The following is a 16831-nucleotide window of genomic DNA, read 5'->3' as shown; positions in this document are numbered from 1 at the left end:
GTCAACAGCCCTCCAGCGCGACCTTCTTCCGGGGCCGCGCGATGCCGTAGGCGTTGAGCTTGTTGGTGAGCGTGCGCCGCGACACGCCGAGCAGCTCGGCGGCGCGCGTCTGGTTCTGCCGAGTGCGGTCGAGCGCGGCAACGATGCGGTCCCGCTCGAACGTGCGCAGGTCGCCTCGGATCCCGGCCTCGGCCTGCGCGCGCGGCGCCTCGAGCATCAGGTGGTCCGCGACGATCGGCCCCCCCTTGGACATGACCACCGCGCGCTCGATCACGTGGCGCAGCTCCCGGATGTTGCCCGGCCAGGTGTGCGCGAGGAGCGCCGCCGTCGCCTCGGGCGCGAGCCGCGGCGCCGGGCGGCCGAGCCGCCGCGCGAGGCGCGCCGCGAAGAGCTCCGCGAGCGGGAGGATCTCGGTGATGCGGGCCCGGAGCGGCGGGATGCGCAGCGTGACCGCGTTGAGGCGGAAATAGAGGTCCTGGCGGAAGTCCCCGTCCCTCACCATCTGCTCGAGATCGCGGTGCGTCGCCGCGATCACCCGGACGTCGACGCGCCGCGGCCGCGTGCTGCCGACGCGGACGATCTCGCCGTACTCCAGCGTGCGGAGGAGCTTCGCCTGCGTGCGCGGGGACAGCTCCCCGACCTCGTCGAGGAAGAGCGTGCCCTCGTGGGCGGCCTCGAACAGGCCTTCGCGCGGGGCCACCGCCCCGGTGAACGCGCCGCGCTCGTGGCCGAAGAGCTCGCTCTCGACGAGCGACTCCGACAGGCTCGCGCAGTTCACCTTCACGAACCGCTCGCGCGGGTGCCGCGACATGCCGGCGATCCACTCCGCCACGACCTCTTTGCCCGTCCCTGTCTCGCCGAGGATCAGGACCGGCAGCGGCGTGGGGGCCACGGTCTCCAGGGCCTCCCGAAGGCGCCGCATCTCCGGATCGATCGCGAGAAAACCGGGTTGACAGTCATCCACGATGAACGCTCCTCATCACGACGAAAGGGCGTGATTCATGTCTCTCACGTGCCGTGGCCGCCGGGGTCCGACGCTGACTCCGGTACCGGGTCCGATGACGATTCCGATGCTGCGAAGGGCCTTGTGCGGCGGTGTGGACGGCGCCTCCGCGAGGGCCGCACCGGCGCGCGGGGCGCCGCGGCGGCGACGGGACGGGTGCGACTCGAAGCAAGTCGGTGGCCAACGCCTCAGCCCGCCGGCGGGCGCGCGGCGCGCCGCGGAGCCAGCGGAGCCCTCCGGTCGAGCCTGCGCGACGAGTTGCGCAAGGATGCGCGACGAGTTGCGCAAGGACGGCGCAATCTGACGCAAGGCCGCACATTCCGTGCTGCCCTCGCGGAACGCCGCGACGCGACCCCTGGACCGAAAGGAATCGCGGCGGCGCTCCGGGGCTGCCTGTGGCGCGGAGCACCGCCGCTCCGGTGAGGGCGTGTCCGGCGAGATGTCCCGAGCGGCCCCGCGCGCCGAGGCTCGTCGCGCCGCGTGGAGGCTGGAGCCTCCACCTGAGGGCTGACGCCACCACCAGCGTGGATGTCTGGAGAACGTGAGAGGAAGGGAGACGAGCGCGGCGCGGGCGCGCCGCTGTTACGGAGTCGAGCTCAGCGTCGGTGTGGCTGGCCGGCCGGCCGGCCGGCCAGCCAGCGCGCGCTACTCATCGCATTGCGGCTCGGGATCATCGACGGTGACGTCCTCGGTCCGGACGTAGCCGTAGGGGTGCTTCCAGCGCACCACGCCCGAGCCGACGTCCTTGGTCGGCCCTTGCGGCACGTAGTACACGGCATAGAGCGTGTTGACCTGGACCGGCTTCAGCGCTCCATAGGTGCCCGCGCCGCCGCCGTCCGGCTCGTAGAGATCGAGGACGACCGCCGGTATCTTGTCGACCTTGGCGAGGGACACGTAGAGCAGCCGACTCCGCATGTTGTAACAGGCGCCGCACGGGGTCGTGGGAGGCTGGATGTCCGGCGGGATCTCCAGGTCCGAAGGCCCCGTCTCCGACGCCGCGGCCTCGGGGCCCGCGAAGGCGAGGGCCGCCACGGCGGCCCCGGCGAGAAACAGACCAGCTGATTTGATGCGGTGCAGAATCATCCCTGGTTCCTCCTGGCGCTCGCTCGACGGTCGTCCTCGTCGTCCCCAGCTCGCCGGCGCGAGAGCCCGCGCCCGGCCTCGCGCGATCGCTTGTTCTACTCCGCCTCGCCGCCGGCAGCCACGATGACCGTCATCGTCCGGAACCTCCCCTGCGAGGTCACCCAGTGTATCCTGCCCCCTCCGACGTCCTCGGTCGGCGCTTGCGGCACCAGGTACTCCACGTAACCGTTCGCCACGCGGTACGGCGCCAGCTGCTCTCCATAGGCCGACTTGCCGTCGCGCAGCAAATCGAGCTCGAGCGATATCGCCTTCGCGCTCCCGATGGCATCGAGGGACACATAGAGCCGGCGGTCCCGCATGCTGTAACAAGCGCCGCACGGGGTGACCACGGGGTTGGGATCGTTGGTCGCCGGTCCGTGGCGCACCGTCGACGCTCGCTCCGCCGCCATCGCGTCGGTGGAGGCGATGGCGAGCGCCGACACGACGCCCGCGGCGAGAAGGAGACCAGCTGCGCTGAGACTGTTCCGAATCATGGCGAGATCCTCCGTGGCGCCCGGCCTGGGACCGTCGTGTCCCCCGCCGGTCGCCGGCGCTCCTCGATCCGCGCAGCGGGTCGATCCCGCTGCGCGGCCCCGAGGCTCGCGGGGTTGATGGTTGAGACCCGCGATCGATACGCGCCGCCGCGCCGGATCCTTCCGCGGCTCCCCTCCGCGCCGGAGCCGCCGCGATGCGCCTGCCGCGGCCCGCTCACGGCACCAGCGCCCGGAAGCTCGCCCAGTCGGACGAGGGGGTCGCGCGCAGCGCCGCGAGCGTCGCCTCGCGCAGCTGCGCGCCGGGGTCCTCCTGCCCGGCGGCGACCAGCGCCACCATCATCCGCTCCGCCAGCGCGTCGTCGACCGGGCGCGTCGCCGCGATCACCGACCCGGCGCCGGCGACGAGGAACGCCTGCGCCAGGCCGAGCCCGAGCCCCCGGGCCCCGGGCGCGGCCCCGGTGCGCGCCGTGTCGCAGCCGGACAGGACGACCTGCGCCGGCGCTCGCCGCAGCGCCAGGATGTCGCTCACCGCGAGCTGGCCCCCGCCGGCGAGCGGGAGGCCGCTGTCCCAGCCGTCGATCCCGCCGAAGAAGCCGTGGCCCGCGTAGTGGAACAGCGCGATCCCGGGCTGCTCCAGCGCGGAGGCGACCGCGGCGTGCGTGGCCACGCCGCCCGAGAGCCGCTCCACCGCGCGCCCCTGCCCTTCGAGCGCCGCGGCCACCGCGTCGGCCTCGCGCCGCGCGGCCGGCAGATCGCGCTGCGGATCCGCGACCACGAGCGCGCCGCGCGCCGCGCCGGCGCCGCCGGCCCCCGGGGCGGCGCCGCCCGGCAGATCCAGGGCGTACACGACGGGCATCCGCGCGACGAGCGGCGCGCCGTCCCAGGGCAGCGCGTGGACGTCGATCCGCTCGAGCTCGCCGTAGGCCGAGACGCGCAGGCGCCCGGCCGCGCGGAGCGGCGCCTCGAACGGCCCGAGCAGCCGCGCGGCGAGCGTCGCGGCGGGGGCCGCGAGGTCGATCGCCGGCAGCCGGCGCGCCGCGACGCCGTCCCGGGTGACGGCGAACCCGGCCCACCCGTCGCGGATCGGGTGGAAGGCCAGCATCAGCTCGCGTTCCTCCAGGCGCGGGGCCTCCGCGGGCGCCGCCGCCGCCGGATCACCGCGTCGCACGAGCAGCAGCGCCTCGTCGAACCGCGCCCGGATCGACCGGCCGCGCGCCGCCCGGGCCGCCCGGGCCGCCTCGAGCTCGCCCGAGGACAGCCGCCAGTCGTCGCGGCCCTCGTCGTCGAGGGCGGCGCGCTCGCGGCGGTACGCCGAGAGCGCGGCCTCCCAGCGCGCCCGCGCCTCGCCGTCCAGCGACGCGATGCGGTCGACCCAGCGGAGCGCCGCGAGCGCCAGGGCGCGCGACCGCCGGGCGGCCGCGAGGGCGCGGGCCGGATCGCGCTGGAGCAGGATGTCGACCGCGCGGCGGGCGCCCTCCTCCAGGCGGCCGAGGAAGGCGCCCCGGCCCTCGCCGAGGGGCGCGAGCAGGCTGAGCTCGCCGCGCAGCGCCTCCGCGGCCTCGTAGGCCGCGAGGGCGCGATCGGGCTGGCCCAGGGCCTCGAGCGCCTGCCCGCGGCCGAGCGCCGCCCGGTAGCGCCCCTCCGCGAGCGCGCTCGCCTCCGCGAGCCGGGCGAGCCGGTCGTACCGCCGCAGCGCCCCCGCGGCGTCGCCGCCGTCCAGCGCGAGGCGCCCCTCGATGTCGAGCCAGTACATCGCGACCCCGGGGTCGGGGCTCGCGTCGGTCCGGCGCGCCTCGTCGAGGAGCGCGCGCGCCCGCGCCGCCTGCCCCGCCGCGAGCTTCGCCAGCGCGAGGTTCGTGAGCGCGTTCGCCCGCTCGGCCGGCCTCGGGCACGGTCCGCCGTACAGCGCGAGCGCCGCCTCGAGCGCGGCCTCGGCGGCCGCGAGGGGCTCCCCGGGCGAGGCGCTCGCCCAGGGCGAGGCGCTCGCCCACGCCACCTGCAGGGCGCCCCAGCCGAGGTTGTTCTGCAGGGCGGCCTGCTCGCACGGCGGGCTGCCGGCGGGGAGGGACGCCTCGACCTCGCGCAGGAGCGCCTGCGCCGCGAGCGGCCGACCCAGGAGCTGGAGGCCCTCGGCGCGCTTCTGCAGGACGTGGCGCCGGTGGTCGCGGAGGCCCAGGCGCTCGGCGGCCGCGGCCGACGCGTCGAGCTGCCGGAGCGCCGCGCGCAGGTCGCCGGACTCGAACGAGAGCAGCGCGGCGTAGTACGGCTTGAGCGCGCGCCCCTCCGGGTGGCTCGCCTCGAGCGGCGCGAGCGGGTCGAGCGCGGCGCGCGCCTCCGCGAACCTGCGGCCGTTGTAGAGGAGGGTGTAGGCCAGGGCGAAGCGATCGAGGAACTCGTCGGACAGCCGCCCGGCGGCGCGGTGCGCCTGGATGGAAGCCTCGAAGCGCGCGATCGCCTCCGGGATCCGCCCGCGGGCGAGATCCACGCGCGCGAGCTTGCCGATCGCCAGGGCCTTCAGGGTGGGGTCCTGGCCCGACGCGAGGCCGCCCAGGGCCGACGCCGCCTCGTCGAGCCGGCCCTGCCGGCGCAGCGCCTCGGCCTGCGCCAGCGCGGGCGCGACGAGGGGCGGGAGCAGCGGCAGGCGAACGACCGCGCGCGCGCCGTTCTGCTCGGCGGTCACCGAGACGGCCTCGGCGCCGTCGGGCACGGGGACCCGGACGAGCAGGCCGCCCTGGATCGGCGCGCCGTCGAGCGGGATCGGGGTCGCGCCGGCGTCGACGGCGACGCGCGCGCCCTCGGGCGCCTTGATCCAGAGGCGGATCGCGCGATCGTCGGGCAGGGCGCAGGCGGGGCCGGTGAGCACGGCGCCGCAGCCGGCGAACTCGACCTCCAGGGGCGGCGGTGGCGCCGCGGGGGCCGCCGGGTCGCGCGCGTCGCCGGCGGAGGGCGCTGGCGGGTCGCCTGCGCCGCCGGCGGAAGGGGTCGCGCCGCCGGGGGCGCCGCTCCGCGAGACGAGCGCCGCCGCGCCGAGCAGCGCCGGGACGAGCAGCGCCGCGCCGAGCCCGGCGGCCCGGATCGCCCGGCGGCGGCTCATGGAGATTGCGGCGGCGGGGCGGGCGGCGGCGGCGGCGCCGCGCCGGGGAGCAGGCGCACCTTGAGGCGCAACACGCGGAATGCGTTGGGGGTTTCGCCTTCGCCCGGCGGCCCGTCCGCGAGCTCGGCGGGCCTGTCCGGCAGCGCCTCGGGCCGCCCGATCGCGATCGCGATCTCCCATTCGCCCTCGGGCACCCCGCGGAAGAGCGCCTCCGTGTCGCCGGCGATGCGCGCCGCGCCCTGCGCCGACACCTCGGGGCGCACGTCCCAGGGGAGCGCCTTGCCCCCCGCGATCAGGAAGGCGCGCACCGCGACGGGGCCCTCGACCCGGGTTGCGGGCCGGAGGGCGATCTCGAGCCTCGACCCCGGGCCGAGGCGCGCGATTCCGGGCGCGGCGGGGTCGCCGTTCGCGGACCGTTGCCCGGCCTCGCCGCCCGCGATCGAGACGGCGTAGTCGGGCACCGGGGCGGGCGCATCGAGGAGGGCCAGCGCGCCCGGGTCTCCGGTGGCGCCGCCGTGGTGGCCGGGACCTAGGCGCGCGACGAGGACCCACGCCGCGGCCGCGGCCAGGACCGCCGCGGCGGCGAGCCAGCGCCGGCGACCCGGCGCAGCCGCCAGCGGGATCACCCGGCCCGCGGGGGTTGCCTGGGAGCTCGCGGCCGGCCGCGGCGCGGCGGTCGTCTCCGCGAGCGGCGCGGCGGTCGGCTCCGCAAGCGGCGCGCCGGTCGTCTCCGCAAGCGGCGCGCCGGTCGTCTCCGCAGGCGGCGCGCTCGCCGCCGGCGCACCTGCGCTCGCCGCCGCCCCGCCCTCGCTCACCGCCGCCCCGCCCTCGCTCGCCGCCGGCGCGCCGCGCGCCGCTCCGTTCGCCTGCAGCCCGGCCAGGATCGTGTCGGCGATCCGCGCCCGCGCCTCGCCGTCCAGCGGGCGCGACGCCTCCCAGGCCTCGCGGTCCTCGGCCGACCGCTGCGCGAGCGCCTCCAGCGCGTCGAGCTCATCCTGCGCGAGCGCGCCGTGCACCCTCGCCGACCAGCGCGGATCGCTCGCCCGATCCTCCGCGCGCGCGGCGCTCGCCAGCGCCTTGAGCAGCTCCTCGTCCCTGTCGGTCATCGTGCGCGCTCCGGGGTGGTTGAGTCTGCCGCGGGCGCCCGTCCCGGCGCCTCGGCCTCGGCGGCGAGCTCCGCGGCGATCTGCCGGACCAGCCGGCCGATGCGGCTCCGCCAGGCATACACGGCGTCCGCCGTCATGCCGGTGAGGGCGCACGCGTCCTCGGTGGATCGCTCGTCGACGAGCAGCAGATAGAACAGCTCGAGCCCGCGCTCGCTCAGCCGGTCGCGGAGCCGCACGGCGAGGGTCGCGAGCAGCTCGCGCGAGATCGCTGCCGGCTCGGGCGAGACGGACGCGGCGTCGACGCGCTCGAGCGCGTCGTCCTCGGTGGGCTGCTCGGTCCAGGGGTTCCGGCGGCGGCTGCGCAGGATCGAGCACGCCTCGCGCTCGGCGACGAGCCCGACGAAGCTCGTGAGCGAGAGCCCCCGGGCCGGATCCCACTGGCGGAGCGTGCGCCCGCCGTCCGCGAAGAGCGCGAGGAACACGCTCTGGGTCATGTCCTCGACCTCCTGCCGCACGTCGCGGTGCCCCGCTGCCCGGCGGCGGCGGAGCAGCGGCCGCATGACGCGCTCCTGGATGGTGGGCGTGAGCAGATCGACGAGCGCCCTGACCGCCGCCGGCTCCCCGCCCACGGCCCGCGCGATCAGCGCGAGCGCCGCCTCGGAGGTCGCCGCCGCCGCCCCGGGCTCCCGCCAGGGGCCGTCGGCGGGCTTCCACGGCTGCGCGGGCGAGGGGGACATCGATGGCATCAACGCACACGGATAGACGCGCGCAACACGGCCGTCAATCGAAGCAGGGTCTCGCCGGACGACTCCACCCCTGCGAGGCCGCGATTTTTTTCTCGAGACCCGTGTCAGAAACCGCGAGGGCGCGGCGAAGCGATCCAGGGACGGATGGACATTCAGGCAGGCAGAGGGCTCGGGGCGAGCCCTGAGGTCGGCCCCTGTCCATCGTTCGTCGTTCCGTCGTTCCGTCGTTGGATCGTTGCAGAGAGGCGCGCCGCCCGGGGCGCGAGCGGCTCGTGGCGAGGCTCGATGCGATGCTGACTCAGGTCATCCAGGATAGGTTGTCTTGCGCTTCTCGCCGCCTGGCACGCTCTCCCACGCCCAGAACCACATCACGATGCCGTCCGCCGCCGTGGCGCCGGTCATCGTCCACCTTCCATCGGCCCTCACGTGGTCGGGCTCCTGCGGATCGTCGCAATAGGCATTGCCGTTCGCGAGCCTGCCGTAGCGTCCCAGGGTCGTCGCTCGTATCACGCCGCTCATGCAGCCACCGTCTTTCGTTGCGTCGTGGGGGCGCGCCGGGCGGCCGCCCGCTCGCGGGCGTCCGGAGCTTTGCGCCGCGGAGCCTATCGCAGGATGCCGAGGGCGAGCTCGATCTGCTGGCGGGAGAAGACGCCGTGGTCGTCGACCGAGTAGTCGTCTGCCTCGAGCCGGAAGGTGCGCGTGGCCGTGACGTCCGCGCGGCCGCTGAAGCGGTACGGGATGACGGGCGTGGCGAACGACTCGCGGACCAGCTGGAGGCCGAGATCGACGGGGATGCTGATGGGGACCCGGACCTGGGTCGTGCGGTCGGAGGGGAGCCAGACGCCGTCGCCGTCGGCGCGGAAGTCGACCGGCAGCGGGTAGCGGCCGGCGAGCACGACCTGGCCGCGGACGGCGCGCACGGCGACGTCGTACGAGTTCGGGTTGTGGACGTTGACGACCACGGTCATGAGGACGCCGAGGCTCGGCGGGAAGCCGATGCGGATGCCGGTGATCTCGGCGTGGTCGAGCTGCATCGTCGGCTTGCTGACGCAGGCGGGACCGGCGATCGCCGTCAGCGCTGCGAGCGCGAGCGCGGGCAGGCTGCGCAGGAGGTGGTTCTTCCGGGGGCTCGGCACGGGCGGGAGCTTAGCCGCGGAGGGACGCGCCGTCACCTCGCACCGTGGCGGCGCGCGAGGCGACGGCGAGGGGGCGGCGTTGACGCGCGGCCCCGCGGCGGGGATGCTCCGGCGCGCGTCGAGGCTCGCGACGAGATCCCCCTGCCCTTCGACCGCTTGCCCTTTCCGGCGTGCCCGCGCTCCGCGACCTGCGAGGATATTTGATGGAGCTCACGACGATCGAACGTGCGCCCGCGGACGCGCATCGCGCGCTGACGGCCGAGCAGATCGCGGCGATGTGCCGGCGCGCGTTCGGGGAGAGCGCCGTTGTCGCGTCCGCCCGGGAGCTGGGGGGCGGCACCTTCAATACGACGTACCTGGTCTCGCTGGCGCCGCCGCTGGTCGAAGAGCGGCGGGTCATCCTGCGGGTCGCGCCGCCGGACTCGGCCACGCTGTCGTGGGACGAGGCGGCGCTCATGCGCCGCGAGCTGCACATCCAGCCGTACTTCGCCGCCCTCTCGACGCTGGCGCCGCGGACGCTCGCGGCGGACTTCACGCGCCAGCTCATCGATCGCGACTACGTGTTCCAGACCTTGCTCCCCGGCGAGCGCTGGGACGACGTGGCCGACGCGCTGTCGCCGGAGGAGTCGCTGGCGCTCTGGGAGCAGTTCGGCCGCATCGCGAGGACGATCCACGGGACCGCCGGCACCGCGTTCGGCGGGCCGTTCCCGGTGCCCGAGTTTCCCGCGTGGAGCGAGGCGGTGCTGTACCGCCTGGCCTGCTCGCTGCGAACCATGGCGGGGGCGTCGCTCGACGTGACCGAGATGGCGGCGGCGATCGAGATCATCCGCGGGGGCGCGGCCGTGCTCGACGAGATCCGGGAGCCGCGGCTCCTGCACGGCGATCTGTGGCTGTTCAACCTCCTGATCGAGCGCGGGGCGGAGGGGCCCAGGATCGTCGGGGTGATCGACGCCGATCGGGCGTTCTGGGGCGATCCGATGGCCGACTGGACGATGTTCGTGCTGTCCAAGTCCGCGTCGCCGGATAACAGGCCGCTCTACGATCGCTTCTGGGAGGCGTATGGCCGGCCGCCGCAGACGCGGGCGAGCGCGTTCCGGGCGGCCGCGTACGAGGCGATGAACGTCGGGATAGCGCTCCCCTGGGCCGCGCGGCACGGCCACGGCGACCTGGTGGAGCGGGGGAAGCGCGAGCTGCGCGAAGCGCTGGAGGCGCTGCGGCGGCTCCGGCCGTAGGCCGTCCGTACGCCGCGGAGGATGCGCTGTCCGGGGGACGTCGCCGGGGAGCGGGGCAGCGAAGGCAGGAACGCACGCGCTGGATGGAGCGTCGCGCGGGGGTCAGGACGAACGCCCGGGGGGAGCGGTGGAGAGGGCGTCGTGCACCTCCTCGCGCGTCCCGGTGCCGGCGAGGACGAGCCATGTCCGGAGCGTCGGCAGGTCGCGCATGGCTTCGACAGCGGAGCGCAGCGATGGAGGCATGGGGCCGAAACGAGCTTCGTACAGCGCGATGGTTCCCTGGGCGATCCCCTGCGCCACTCCCTGCGCCACCCCCTGTGTGCGTCCCTGCTCGATGAACTGCTCGACGAGCTCCTCGGTGGTCATCACGAACTCCTCTTCCTCCGGCGTCACCGGCCCGCGCTGTTCGACCTCCGCGCGGAAGCGTAGCAGAGGACCGAGCGCGATGGCGCGCTCCGGCGCATCCTTCGGCAGCTGGCGGAAGTCCTCGATCGCCTCTCGCAACACGCGCCCACCGCCCATCAGCCGGATCAGCACGGTCGAGCGCACGCGGGGCAGCTCGCCGAGCACGACGACGGCGGCCCGCAGCAGGCTCGGTCCTTCGTACACGCCCGCGGGCCAGCCGGCCATCGGCTCCGCCCGCAGGCCGTCAAGCACGGCCGTGGGACGGCCCGTCGACAATACCCAGAGGAACGGGGGCTCTGCCTCGCGATTGCGGGCCGAGCTGCTTCGCCACAGGGCGAGGTGCTTCTCCACGCACGCGCGCGCCTCGTCGGCGCTCGGCGTATCGCTGTAGGCCTCGATGGTGCACGCCGTCGCCGCGAGGCGGCCCAGGAGCCCGAGCCGCTCTCGACCCGAGGCGCGCGCCGGGTCGGGCTCGTACCACACGTCCGCATGCTGCGCGTCTCCGACGACCTCGGCGTTGGTCACCACCTTGCCTATCGGCGCGAGCCCCTCTTGAGCGATGTCCTTTGCCAGCCGATCGAATCGGTTTCGCATGGCGGGCGCAGGCTGGCACGTTGCACGGTCAAGATAAAGAAAAAGGCACGCTCAGCCTGCGCGGTGGGACTGAGATGGGGCCTTGCGGGCTGCCAGCGTGAAGCATTTGAAATTCGACACATCCTCATGCAGCCGATGGGATGATCGCATCCGTCATCAGTCCGCGTCGCCGGCCGAGCGGCCGACCTACGATCGCTTCTGGGAGGCGTATGGCCGACCGCCCTGGATGCGGGCCAGCGCGTTCCGGGCGGCCGCGTACGAGGCGATGAACGTCGGGATAGCGCTCCCCTGGGCGGCGCGGCACGGCTACGGCGACCTGGTGGAGCGGGGGAAGCGCGAGCTGCGCGAGGCGCTGGAGGCGTTGCGGCGGCTCCGGCCGTAGGCCGTCCGTACGCGGTGGAGGATGCGCTGTCCGGAGCCGTCGCCGGCGGAGCGGGGCAGCGAAGGCAGGAACGCGCGCGCTGGATGGAGTCGTCGCGCGTCGGTCAGGACGAAGGTCCGGGGGGAGCGGCGGAGAGGGCGTCGTGCGCCTCCTCGCGCGTCCCGGTGCCGACGAGGACGAGCCATGTCCGGAGCGTCGGCAGGTCGCGCATGGCCTCGACGGCGGAGCGCAGCCGCGGCGGCATGGGGCCGAAGCGAGCTTCGTACAACGCGATGGTTCCCTCGGCGATCCCCAGCGCCATCCCCTGTGTGCGTCCCTGTTCGATGAACTGCTCGAGGAACTCCTGGGTGGTCATGACGAACTCCTCTTCCTCCGGCGTCGCCGGCCCGCGATCGACGACCGCAAGCTGGCACGCCGCGAGGACGAGACCAGGAAAATGCACGTACCGCCGGACCGGCGGTACGGCGATGTGCCCTTACGTGCTGTCGGCGCGATGCGTTTGGAATTCGACACATCCTGTGCGAGCGATCGGCCGATCGCTCCCGTATATCCATGCCGAACATCGGCCCCGCGATCGCCAGTCGCCCGCGCGAGAGCCACGGGATCTCGCCGCGCCTACCGGCGCGCCCCCCGCAGCATGGGACACACAGCGCGTCGAAATGCCTGGAAACCAAGGCTTTGCGTGATCGAATCGTCACGGCGATGTGTCAGCGCATCGCGCGGCTGAGCTCCGCCGAGGTCGAGGGCGCCATGCTGAGCGGCTCCGCCGACCACGAGGGCGCCGAGGTCGAGGTCGACGTCGACGTCGCGATCGAGCCTGCGGCGACCGGCGAGCGCCCCCGCCCTGAGCCAGCACGGCCACGAGGTCGAGGGACACAACCGCCAGCCCGACCGCCAGGCCCGATGCCAGGGAGGCCGGCGAGCAGCGGCAGCCCGACCCGTGTGGCGTTCCGGGACCGGTCGACGTCGAGAGGGCGCACCTCGATCGGCTGTAGGCATGTAGGCAGATCGAGGGGGCTGTTTCCATAAACCCCTCTGGTGTCGATGCGTGCGCTTGCGTGGAGGAAGTTCCCGGATCTGGTCCCTACAAGTGCCTACGTGCCTACAAGCCTGCAACGCCGGCCCCTCCCGGCAGGTCGTCGCCTTGGCAGCGGAGCCCGATGCCGCGCCAGACGTCGCGCGGGGTCCGCTGTCCCGGGAGGCGCTTCGTGCTCTCGTCGGCGCCGAGGTTTCGGATCCGATCCGCGAAGCGTTTGGACCCGAGCGGGAACTTGTTGCCGTTGTCCTGGCACCACCGATCGTACTCCCGCCGTAGGTCTGCTTTCACCACCCATGCGTCCGGGGTGACGACGCAGCGCTCCTCGATGAAGTCACGCAGCGGATCGTTCTCGGCGCGGTAGGCTTCCGTCGCTCGCGTGATCGACGCGGGCACATCCAGCCCTCGCTCTTGCCATTCGCGGCACCCGCGCACCGCCCAGGCCAGGATCGCCGGGCCACCGACCGCCGGATCGAGCAGCGCGGCCTTGACCTGCGGGTCGCGCTTCTCCTTCGCGACGGTGTGCTCGAACGGGATTCGAAGGATGCGGCGCCAGATCGCGGCGTCATCGTCCCGCACGCGCGGCGCATCGTTCGCGGCCAGCCACAGCTTGAACGCCGGCTTGAACTCGAAGGATTCGCGGTAGAGGTACCGAGCCGTCAGGTGTCGCCGCCCGTCAGTTGCTTCACGAGCCCTTCGGCGAGCCGCTTGCCCTCGTCGACATCAATCGAGAGCACGAGGCGAGCGCCCGCGAGCCGCGCGATGTCGTTGCGCGGACCGCCAGCGTCACGCCGGGCGATGAACGTCTCGAAGTCTGCCTTCGCCGCATACTCGCTCATGGTGATCTTCAGCGCTTCGAGGAACGTCGACTTTCCGGAGGCCGGCCGACCGTGGACGAGGAAGAGCACCTCATGCCGGACGTCACCGGTGAGCGTGTAGCCTGCGATGCGGCGGAGGAAGGCGCTCAGCTCCTCGTCGTTGCCCGTCACGTCAGCAAGGAAGCGATCCCAGACCGGCAGTTCCGCGTCGGGGTCGAACGCGATCGGAACGATCCGGCGCATCATGTCGCGGCGGTCGTGGTCCCGCAGCTTTCCCGTACGGAGGTCGAGCACGCCGTTGCGGCGGGTCAGCAGCCAAGGATCGGCGTCGAATTCACCGGGCTCGGCGCGGACGATCGGCGCTGTTTCCGCAAGGCGGAGCATCGCATCGATGCCGCGCGCCGACTGCGATCGCTTCGCCCAGGTGAACAGCGCGGTAGCTTCCATGTGCTAAGCCTTCGCCTTCGCCACCTCGTCGTCGTCGTGCGCGCGCTTCACCTGCTTCGCTGCCTCGCTCATCGAGAACTTGGCATCCATCAGCAAGCGGCGCGTTGTCTCCTTCGCGAACTCTGCCGCCATGGCCCGATCGCTGCACCATCGCGAGCCGTTCCACGTGTACCAGCCGCCGAGCGCGTCGACATGACGCAGGTCGCGACCGTGCACCGCAACGAGGCGCTCCGCGTTCGCGAGGTCGCTGTCCGGCGCGGTGCCCTGCCTCAGCGTCACCACGACGTGCGGTGCCCCGTTGCCGTTTGCCGCACCGTGTCCGGTTGACGCCCCCGCGGGCACCATCGATGTGCCACACGCATCGAGCCAGAGTCCGTCGCCGCGCGAGATCGGCTCGTCGCCACCGGCCTGGTCGGCGTCTGCCTTCGCGTCGCCGTGGTTGCTCGGCTCGCTCGGCTCGACGTCGTTCGCCGCGCGCGCCTCGTGGTCGTGGTGCCGCTCCGGTCCGGCCGTCGACGGCTGCGCCGAACTCGGTTCAGCGTGCATCCCGCACCTCGGCATGCTTCCGGTGAAATCGCGAGAGGATCAGCGCGGCGATCTTCTCGGCGGATTCGCGCGAGCCTGCCCACGTCGTGCTGATGCCGTAGTCCTGCTCGATGGTGAGCGCGCTTGCGATCACCGCCTGCGGCATCGTCTTGCTGCGGTAGCGATGCGTCCAGACATCGGGGACGCCGGCCTCCACCAAGATCGTCTTCAGCTCGTACGAACGAAGCCTCTCGCACTCACGGAGAAAGCGTCTGCGCTCCCACGTGACGCTCTGCACGAAGTCGTCCAGGCTCTTCCGCTCGATCGCGACGCTGGTCTCGAAGCCGGCGATCGAGTAGTCGCCGGCGGGCAGCGTCGCGCGCTCGATGCGGAGGGCACCGCCGAACGTCCACGGGCGCAGTTCGCGCGTGTCGACGATGACGGTCATGCGGTCCGCCTCCTTCATCGCGACGGCCTCCTGGGCTGAAGGGACGCGAAGAAGGCCGCGTCCACGTCGTCGCCGCTCTGCCCCTTCGGCTTCGGCGTGCGCGCCTGGGTCGCGATCCATGAGTCCACGTCGGCCCTGCGCGCCATGGGCTTGCGGCCGACCTTAAAGGTCGGGAAGGCGCCGGCCGCCGCTGCGCGTCGGAACGTCGTCGGCCCTGTCGGGGAGGTCTTCGCGTCGTAGTACTCGGCGCTGGTGTCGCGAGCAGCGTTCTCGTTGGCGACCTCGCGAAACGAGTCGATCAGGTAGCGAGCGATGGTGGCGAATGCTTTGGGCAGTTCATCCTGGGTAACAGGTCGTCTCAATGGCACCTCCAAGAAGCAGCACGATCCACATGAGCGCCCCGGCACGGTCCTGCGGCGCGCGGGACGCAAGTTCCCGAGCTTCACGACGATCCGAGACACACGGCCGTTTTGGCCGACGGCAACAGCCGACGCGGCCAGGCGACCGAAGTCGAACGAAGCGATGGCGACGGGCGCACGGCGAAGTCGAACGGCGGCCCGAGTGCCCTCGGGCCCTCGGCTAAGCAGCCGTCAGCGCCTGGCGCCGGTCACGGTCCAGCGGCTCGGTCGGGGCGCACACGCTCCGGCGTGCTGCCGGTTGGTTGACCCGGCGCCGACCGGTTGGGGGGGCGCTACTCGAACCAGCCGAGCGGCAGGGAGGAGCGCCGGGCCCCTCGGCGACGGGCAGGGGCCGGGGGTCCTCTCATAGATCATGCTGCTCGAGATCGAGGGTGCTGTGATCCGTCGTGGTACGGGGCCCTGGGTCCGGCGCCGGCCGTCGAGGTCCCTCCATGCTCCGGCGCCCTGCCGGTCGATGCTGCCGGCCACGCGATCGGGGGAGCGCCACGAGGGCGAGCTGAGCAGCGGGCGGAGCGCCGGGCTACCCCCGACCGTGATGCCGGGTAGAGGCCGAAGGGGGCGCTCTCCTAGATCGTGGTGCTCGAGATCGAAGGTGGTGTGATTCTTTGCGGGGCGGAGACACTCAGCGGTTACATTTTGGACGGAACATCGCTAGCGGGAGGGCTGGCGAGCATGCGATCAACGTCGCGGACGTGGCGTGGATGATCCGGGGGTGCGGGTGGGATACAGGCGTCCGATGACCTGCATGCTGTCCTCCAGCCGCTTCGCTCCATAGGGATCGGAACTCCACGGCGGGCGCACGGCCGACTGGGCCGACCCGGGTACGAGTGTGGGACTCCGGGCCCACGAGCGAGGCCGTGCGAGCAAACGCGGCAGTACGCCGATGCGGGCGGCGGTAGGGCCCTGCGGGCCGGCCAACCTCCCGATCCTGCCGGCGGCCCCACTGCCGGACGGGCCCTCTTGACGCGGGACGGCATCTCCGCTGGCCTCGCAGAGTGGGGCTGACCATGGGGATAACTGAAGCGATAGCGAGGGCCGGCCAGACGCCGCCGGGAGCCGGCGAGAGACAACGCGCAGATTCGACTGTGCTCAAACATCTTTTCGTCCTATAAATATTCTCCATCTGGACCTTTTTCCGATCAACGCATGCAACCGTCATGGCAGCATAGACACCTGAAGACAGACAAGCCAAGCCAGCAACGGGCTCACATCTTTCCTTATCAGGTCACATACGCCGCCACAATTCCAACCAGACCACAATCAGTCAGGCCAAGGGGCCACAGGCAGATCCATGGCAGCCCTAACACGTCAAGATATAAAACGTACAATCGCAGCCATAGCCAACCATGAGCCCACAGCAACTCTCATAAGCATTTCATACGCAATCGAATCCGTATTGCCCATATTGGAGTATCGCACCCCCACTGAGATCGGGGACGCCATCATTCTGACCCCAGAGGGGAACGCAACATTAGAAAGAATTCAAATCAACTGCCCAGACATTCCAATTGGCGAAATCAAGCTCGCTATTTTTATACGCTTCTTTCACCACGATTTGCTTGTGGACACGACCAGGACACGAGCGCAGGATGTCCTAGATTTTGTCAGTAACAGCATTCAACGCCGACATCTCATCATACCGTTTGGACTCGGTCGAGAACTCTACGATCGATTCAACGATACCTGGCCCGGCCGAGAGATAGAGAGCCTAAATTCAGTCGAAACGATGTGTCTACTCGACGGCTCGCAGCAGGGCGTCTACCAAGTTGGATATTTAACGATCGGCCCTCTTGGCCTTGTACGCTCCCTAGAGCGTCGATATTT

14 protein-coding genes and 1 pseudogene are annotated in these 16831 nt (G+C 72.4%); 2 read left to right on the top strand and 13 right to left on the bottom strand.

The window, feature by feature from the left end:
• Position 1: 1 nt before the first annotated feature.
• The 8 genes from WMF26_RS16465 to WMF26_RS16430 form a co-directional block, all read right to left on the bottom strand.
• On the bottom strand, positions 2 to 964 hold the full coding sequence (locus WMF26_RS16465) for a sigma-54 interaction domain-containing protein (RefSeq protein ID WP_437337959.1): 963 nt from the start codon (positions 962 to 964) through the stop codon (positions 2 to 4).
• A 684-nt stretch (positions 965 to 1648) separates the two neighbouring features.
• Entirely contained in the window at positions 1649 to 2086 is a 438-nt protein-coding gene (locus WMF26_RS16460) for a hypothetical protein (protein ID WP_061627076.1), read from the bottom strand.
• Between the two features lie 95 nt (positions 2087 to 2181).
• Positions 2182 to 2619 (bottom strand): hypothetical protein, encoded by a 438-nt coding sequence (locus WMF26_RS16455; protein ID WP_438001102.1) that lies wholly within the window; start codon positions 2617 to 2619, stop codon positions 2182 to 2184.
• Between the two features lie 214 nt (positions 2620 to 2833).
• Entirely contained in the window at positions 2834 to 5713 is a 2880-nt protein-coding gene (locus tag WMF26_RS16450) for a CHAT domain-containing protein (protein WP_438001101.1), read from the bottom strand.
• The gene (locus tag WMF26_RS16445; protein WP_438001100.1) at positions 5710 to 6819 is read right to left on the bottom strand and encodes a hypothetical protein; all 1110 of its coding nucleotides are present in this window, start codon (positions 6817 to 6819) and stop codon (positions 5710 to 5712) included. The genes WMF26_RS16450 and WMF26_RS16445 overlap by 4 nt, the downstream gene beginning before the upstream one ends.
• A complete protein-coding gene (locus WMF26_RS16440) occupies positions 6816 to 7556 on the bottom strand; it encodes an RNA polymerase sigma factor (protein ID WP_438001099.1) in 741 nt (246 codons plus the stop codon). The genes WMF26_RS16445 and WMF26_RS16440 overlap by 4 nt, the downstream gene beginning before the upstream one ends.
• A gap of 312 nt (positions 7557 to 7868) precedes the next feature.
• Positions 7869 to 8084, bottom strand: a complete 216-nt coding sequence (locus tag WMF26_RS16435; RefSeq protein WP_061623509.1) for a hypothetical protein — start codon at positions 8082 to 8084, stop codon at positions 7869 to 7871.
• Between the two features lie 83 nt (positions 8085 to 8167).
• Positions 8168 to 8701, bottom strand: coding sequence for a hypothetical protein (locus WMF26_RS16430; RefSeq protein WP_437947085.1), 534 nt, complete (start codon positions 8699 to 8701; stop codon positions 8168 to 8170).
• A 203-nt stretch (positions 8702 to 8904) separates the two neighbouring features.
• Between WMF26_RS16430 and WMF26_RS16425 the strand changes: the two genes are divergently transcribed.
• Complete coding sequence (locus WMF26_RS16425; protein WP_438001098.1) at positions 8905 to 9933, top strand: phosphotransferase family protein; 1029 nt, start codon at positions 8905 to 8907, stop codon at positions 9931 to 9933.
• Between the two features lie 102 nt (positions 9934 to 10035).
• On the opposite strand, the gene WMF26_RS16420 is transcribed toward WMF26_RS16425, so the two are convergent.
• Positions 10036 to 10932, bottom strand: coding sequence for a hypothetical protein (locus tag WMF26_RS16420; RefSeq protein ID WP_438001097.1), 897 nt, complete (start codon positions 10930 to 10932; stop codon positions 10036 to 10038).
• A 97-nt stretch (positions 10933 to 11029) separates the two neighbouring features.
• Here WMF26_RS16420 and WMF26_RS16415 point away from each other — a divergent pair, with 97 nt between their 5' ends.
• Positions 11030 to 11314: a hypothetical protein gene (locus WMF26_RS16415; protein ID WP_438001096.1), complete on the top strand. Its 285-nt coding sequence runs from the start codon at positions 11030 to 11032 to the stop codon at positions 11312 to 11314.
• Positions 11315 to 11417: 103 nt separating this feature from the next.
• Here the strand turns inward: WMF26_RS16415 and WMF26_RS16410 are convergent, their stop codons facing one another.
• From WMF26_RS16410 to WMF26_RS16395, 4 genes and pseudogenes are all read right to left on the bottom strand, one after another.
• A complete protein-coding gene (locus WMF26_RS16410) occupies positions 11418 to 11669 on the bottom strand; it encodes a hypothetical protein (protein WP_438001095.1) in 252 nt (83 codons plus the stop codon).
• 885 nt (positions 11670 to 12554) lie between these two features.
• Positions 12555 to 13960 (bottom strand): annotated as a pseudogene (locus WMF26_RS16405) (DNA primase family protein); the annotation flags it as partial.
• Between the two features lie 190 nt (positions 13961 to 14150).
• Positions 14151 to 14588 carry an ERCC4 domain-containing protein gene (locus WMF26_RS16400; protein WP_438001094.1) on the bottom strand — a complete coding sequence of 146 codons (438 nt, stop codon included), beginning with the start codon at positions 14586 to 14588 and terminating at the stop codon, positions 14151 to 14153.
• Between the two features lie 14 nt (positions 14589 to 14602).
• On the bottom strand, positions 14603 to 14962 hold the full coding sequence (locus tag WMF26_RS16395; RefSeq protein ID WP_438001093.1) for a hypothetical protein: 360 nt from the start codon (positions 14960 to 14962) through the stop codon (positions 14603 to 14605).
• Positions 14963 to 16831: the final 1869 nt, after the last annotated feature.

This window comes from Sorangium sp. So ce185 (genome assembly GCF_051526825.1).
Classification (GTDB): Bacteria; Myxococcota_A; Polyangia; order Polyangiales; family Polyangiaceae; genus Sorangium; species Sorangium cellulosum_D.
This window is presented reverse-complemented; position numbering and strand designations above follow the sequence as displayed.

Bases quoted from the DNA above. Each gene is read 5' to 3' on its own strand.
- WMF26_RS16460 (WP_061627076.1), bottom strand. From the start codon at position 2,086: ATGATTCTGCACCGCATCAAATCAGCTGGTCTGTTTCTCGCCGGGGCC.
- WMF26_RS16455 (WP_438001102.1), bottom strand. From the start codon at position 2,619: ATGATTCGGAACAGTCTCAGCGCAGCTGGTCTCCTTCTCGCCGCGGGC.
- WMF26_RS16450 (WP_438001101.1), bottom strand. From the start codon at position 5,713: ATGAGCCGCCGCCGGGCGATCCGGGCCGCCGGGCTCGGCGCGGCGCTG.
- WMF26_RS16445 (WP_438001100.1), bottom strand. From the start codon at position 6,819: ATGACCGACAGGGACGAGGAGCTGCTCAAGGCGCTGGCGAGCGCCGCG.
- WMF26_RS16440 (WP_438001099.1), bottom strand. From the start codon at position 7,556: ATGTCCCCCTCGCCCGCGCAGCCGTGGAAGCCCGCCGACGGCCCCTGG.
- WMF26_RS16435 (WP_061623509.1), bottom strand. From the start codon at position 8,084: ATGAGCGGCGTGATACGAGCGACGACCCTGGGACGCTACGGCAGGCTC.
- WMF26_RS16425 (WP_438001098.1), top strand. From the start codon at position 8,905: ATGGAGCTCACGACGATCGAACGTGCGCCCGCGGACGCGCATCGCGCG.
- WMF26_RS16420 (WP_438001097.1), bottom strand. From the start codon at position 10,932: ATGCGAAACCGATTCGATCGGCTGGCAAAGGACATCGCTCAAGAGGGG.
- WMF26_RS16410 (WP_438001095.1), bottom strand. From the start codon at position 11,669: ATGACCACCCAGGAGTTCCTCGAGCAGTTCATCGAACAGGGACGCACA.
- WMF26_RS16400 (WP_438001094.1), bottom strand. From the start codon at position 14,588: ATGACCGTCATCGTCGACACGCGCGAACTGCGCCCGTGGACGTTCGGC.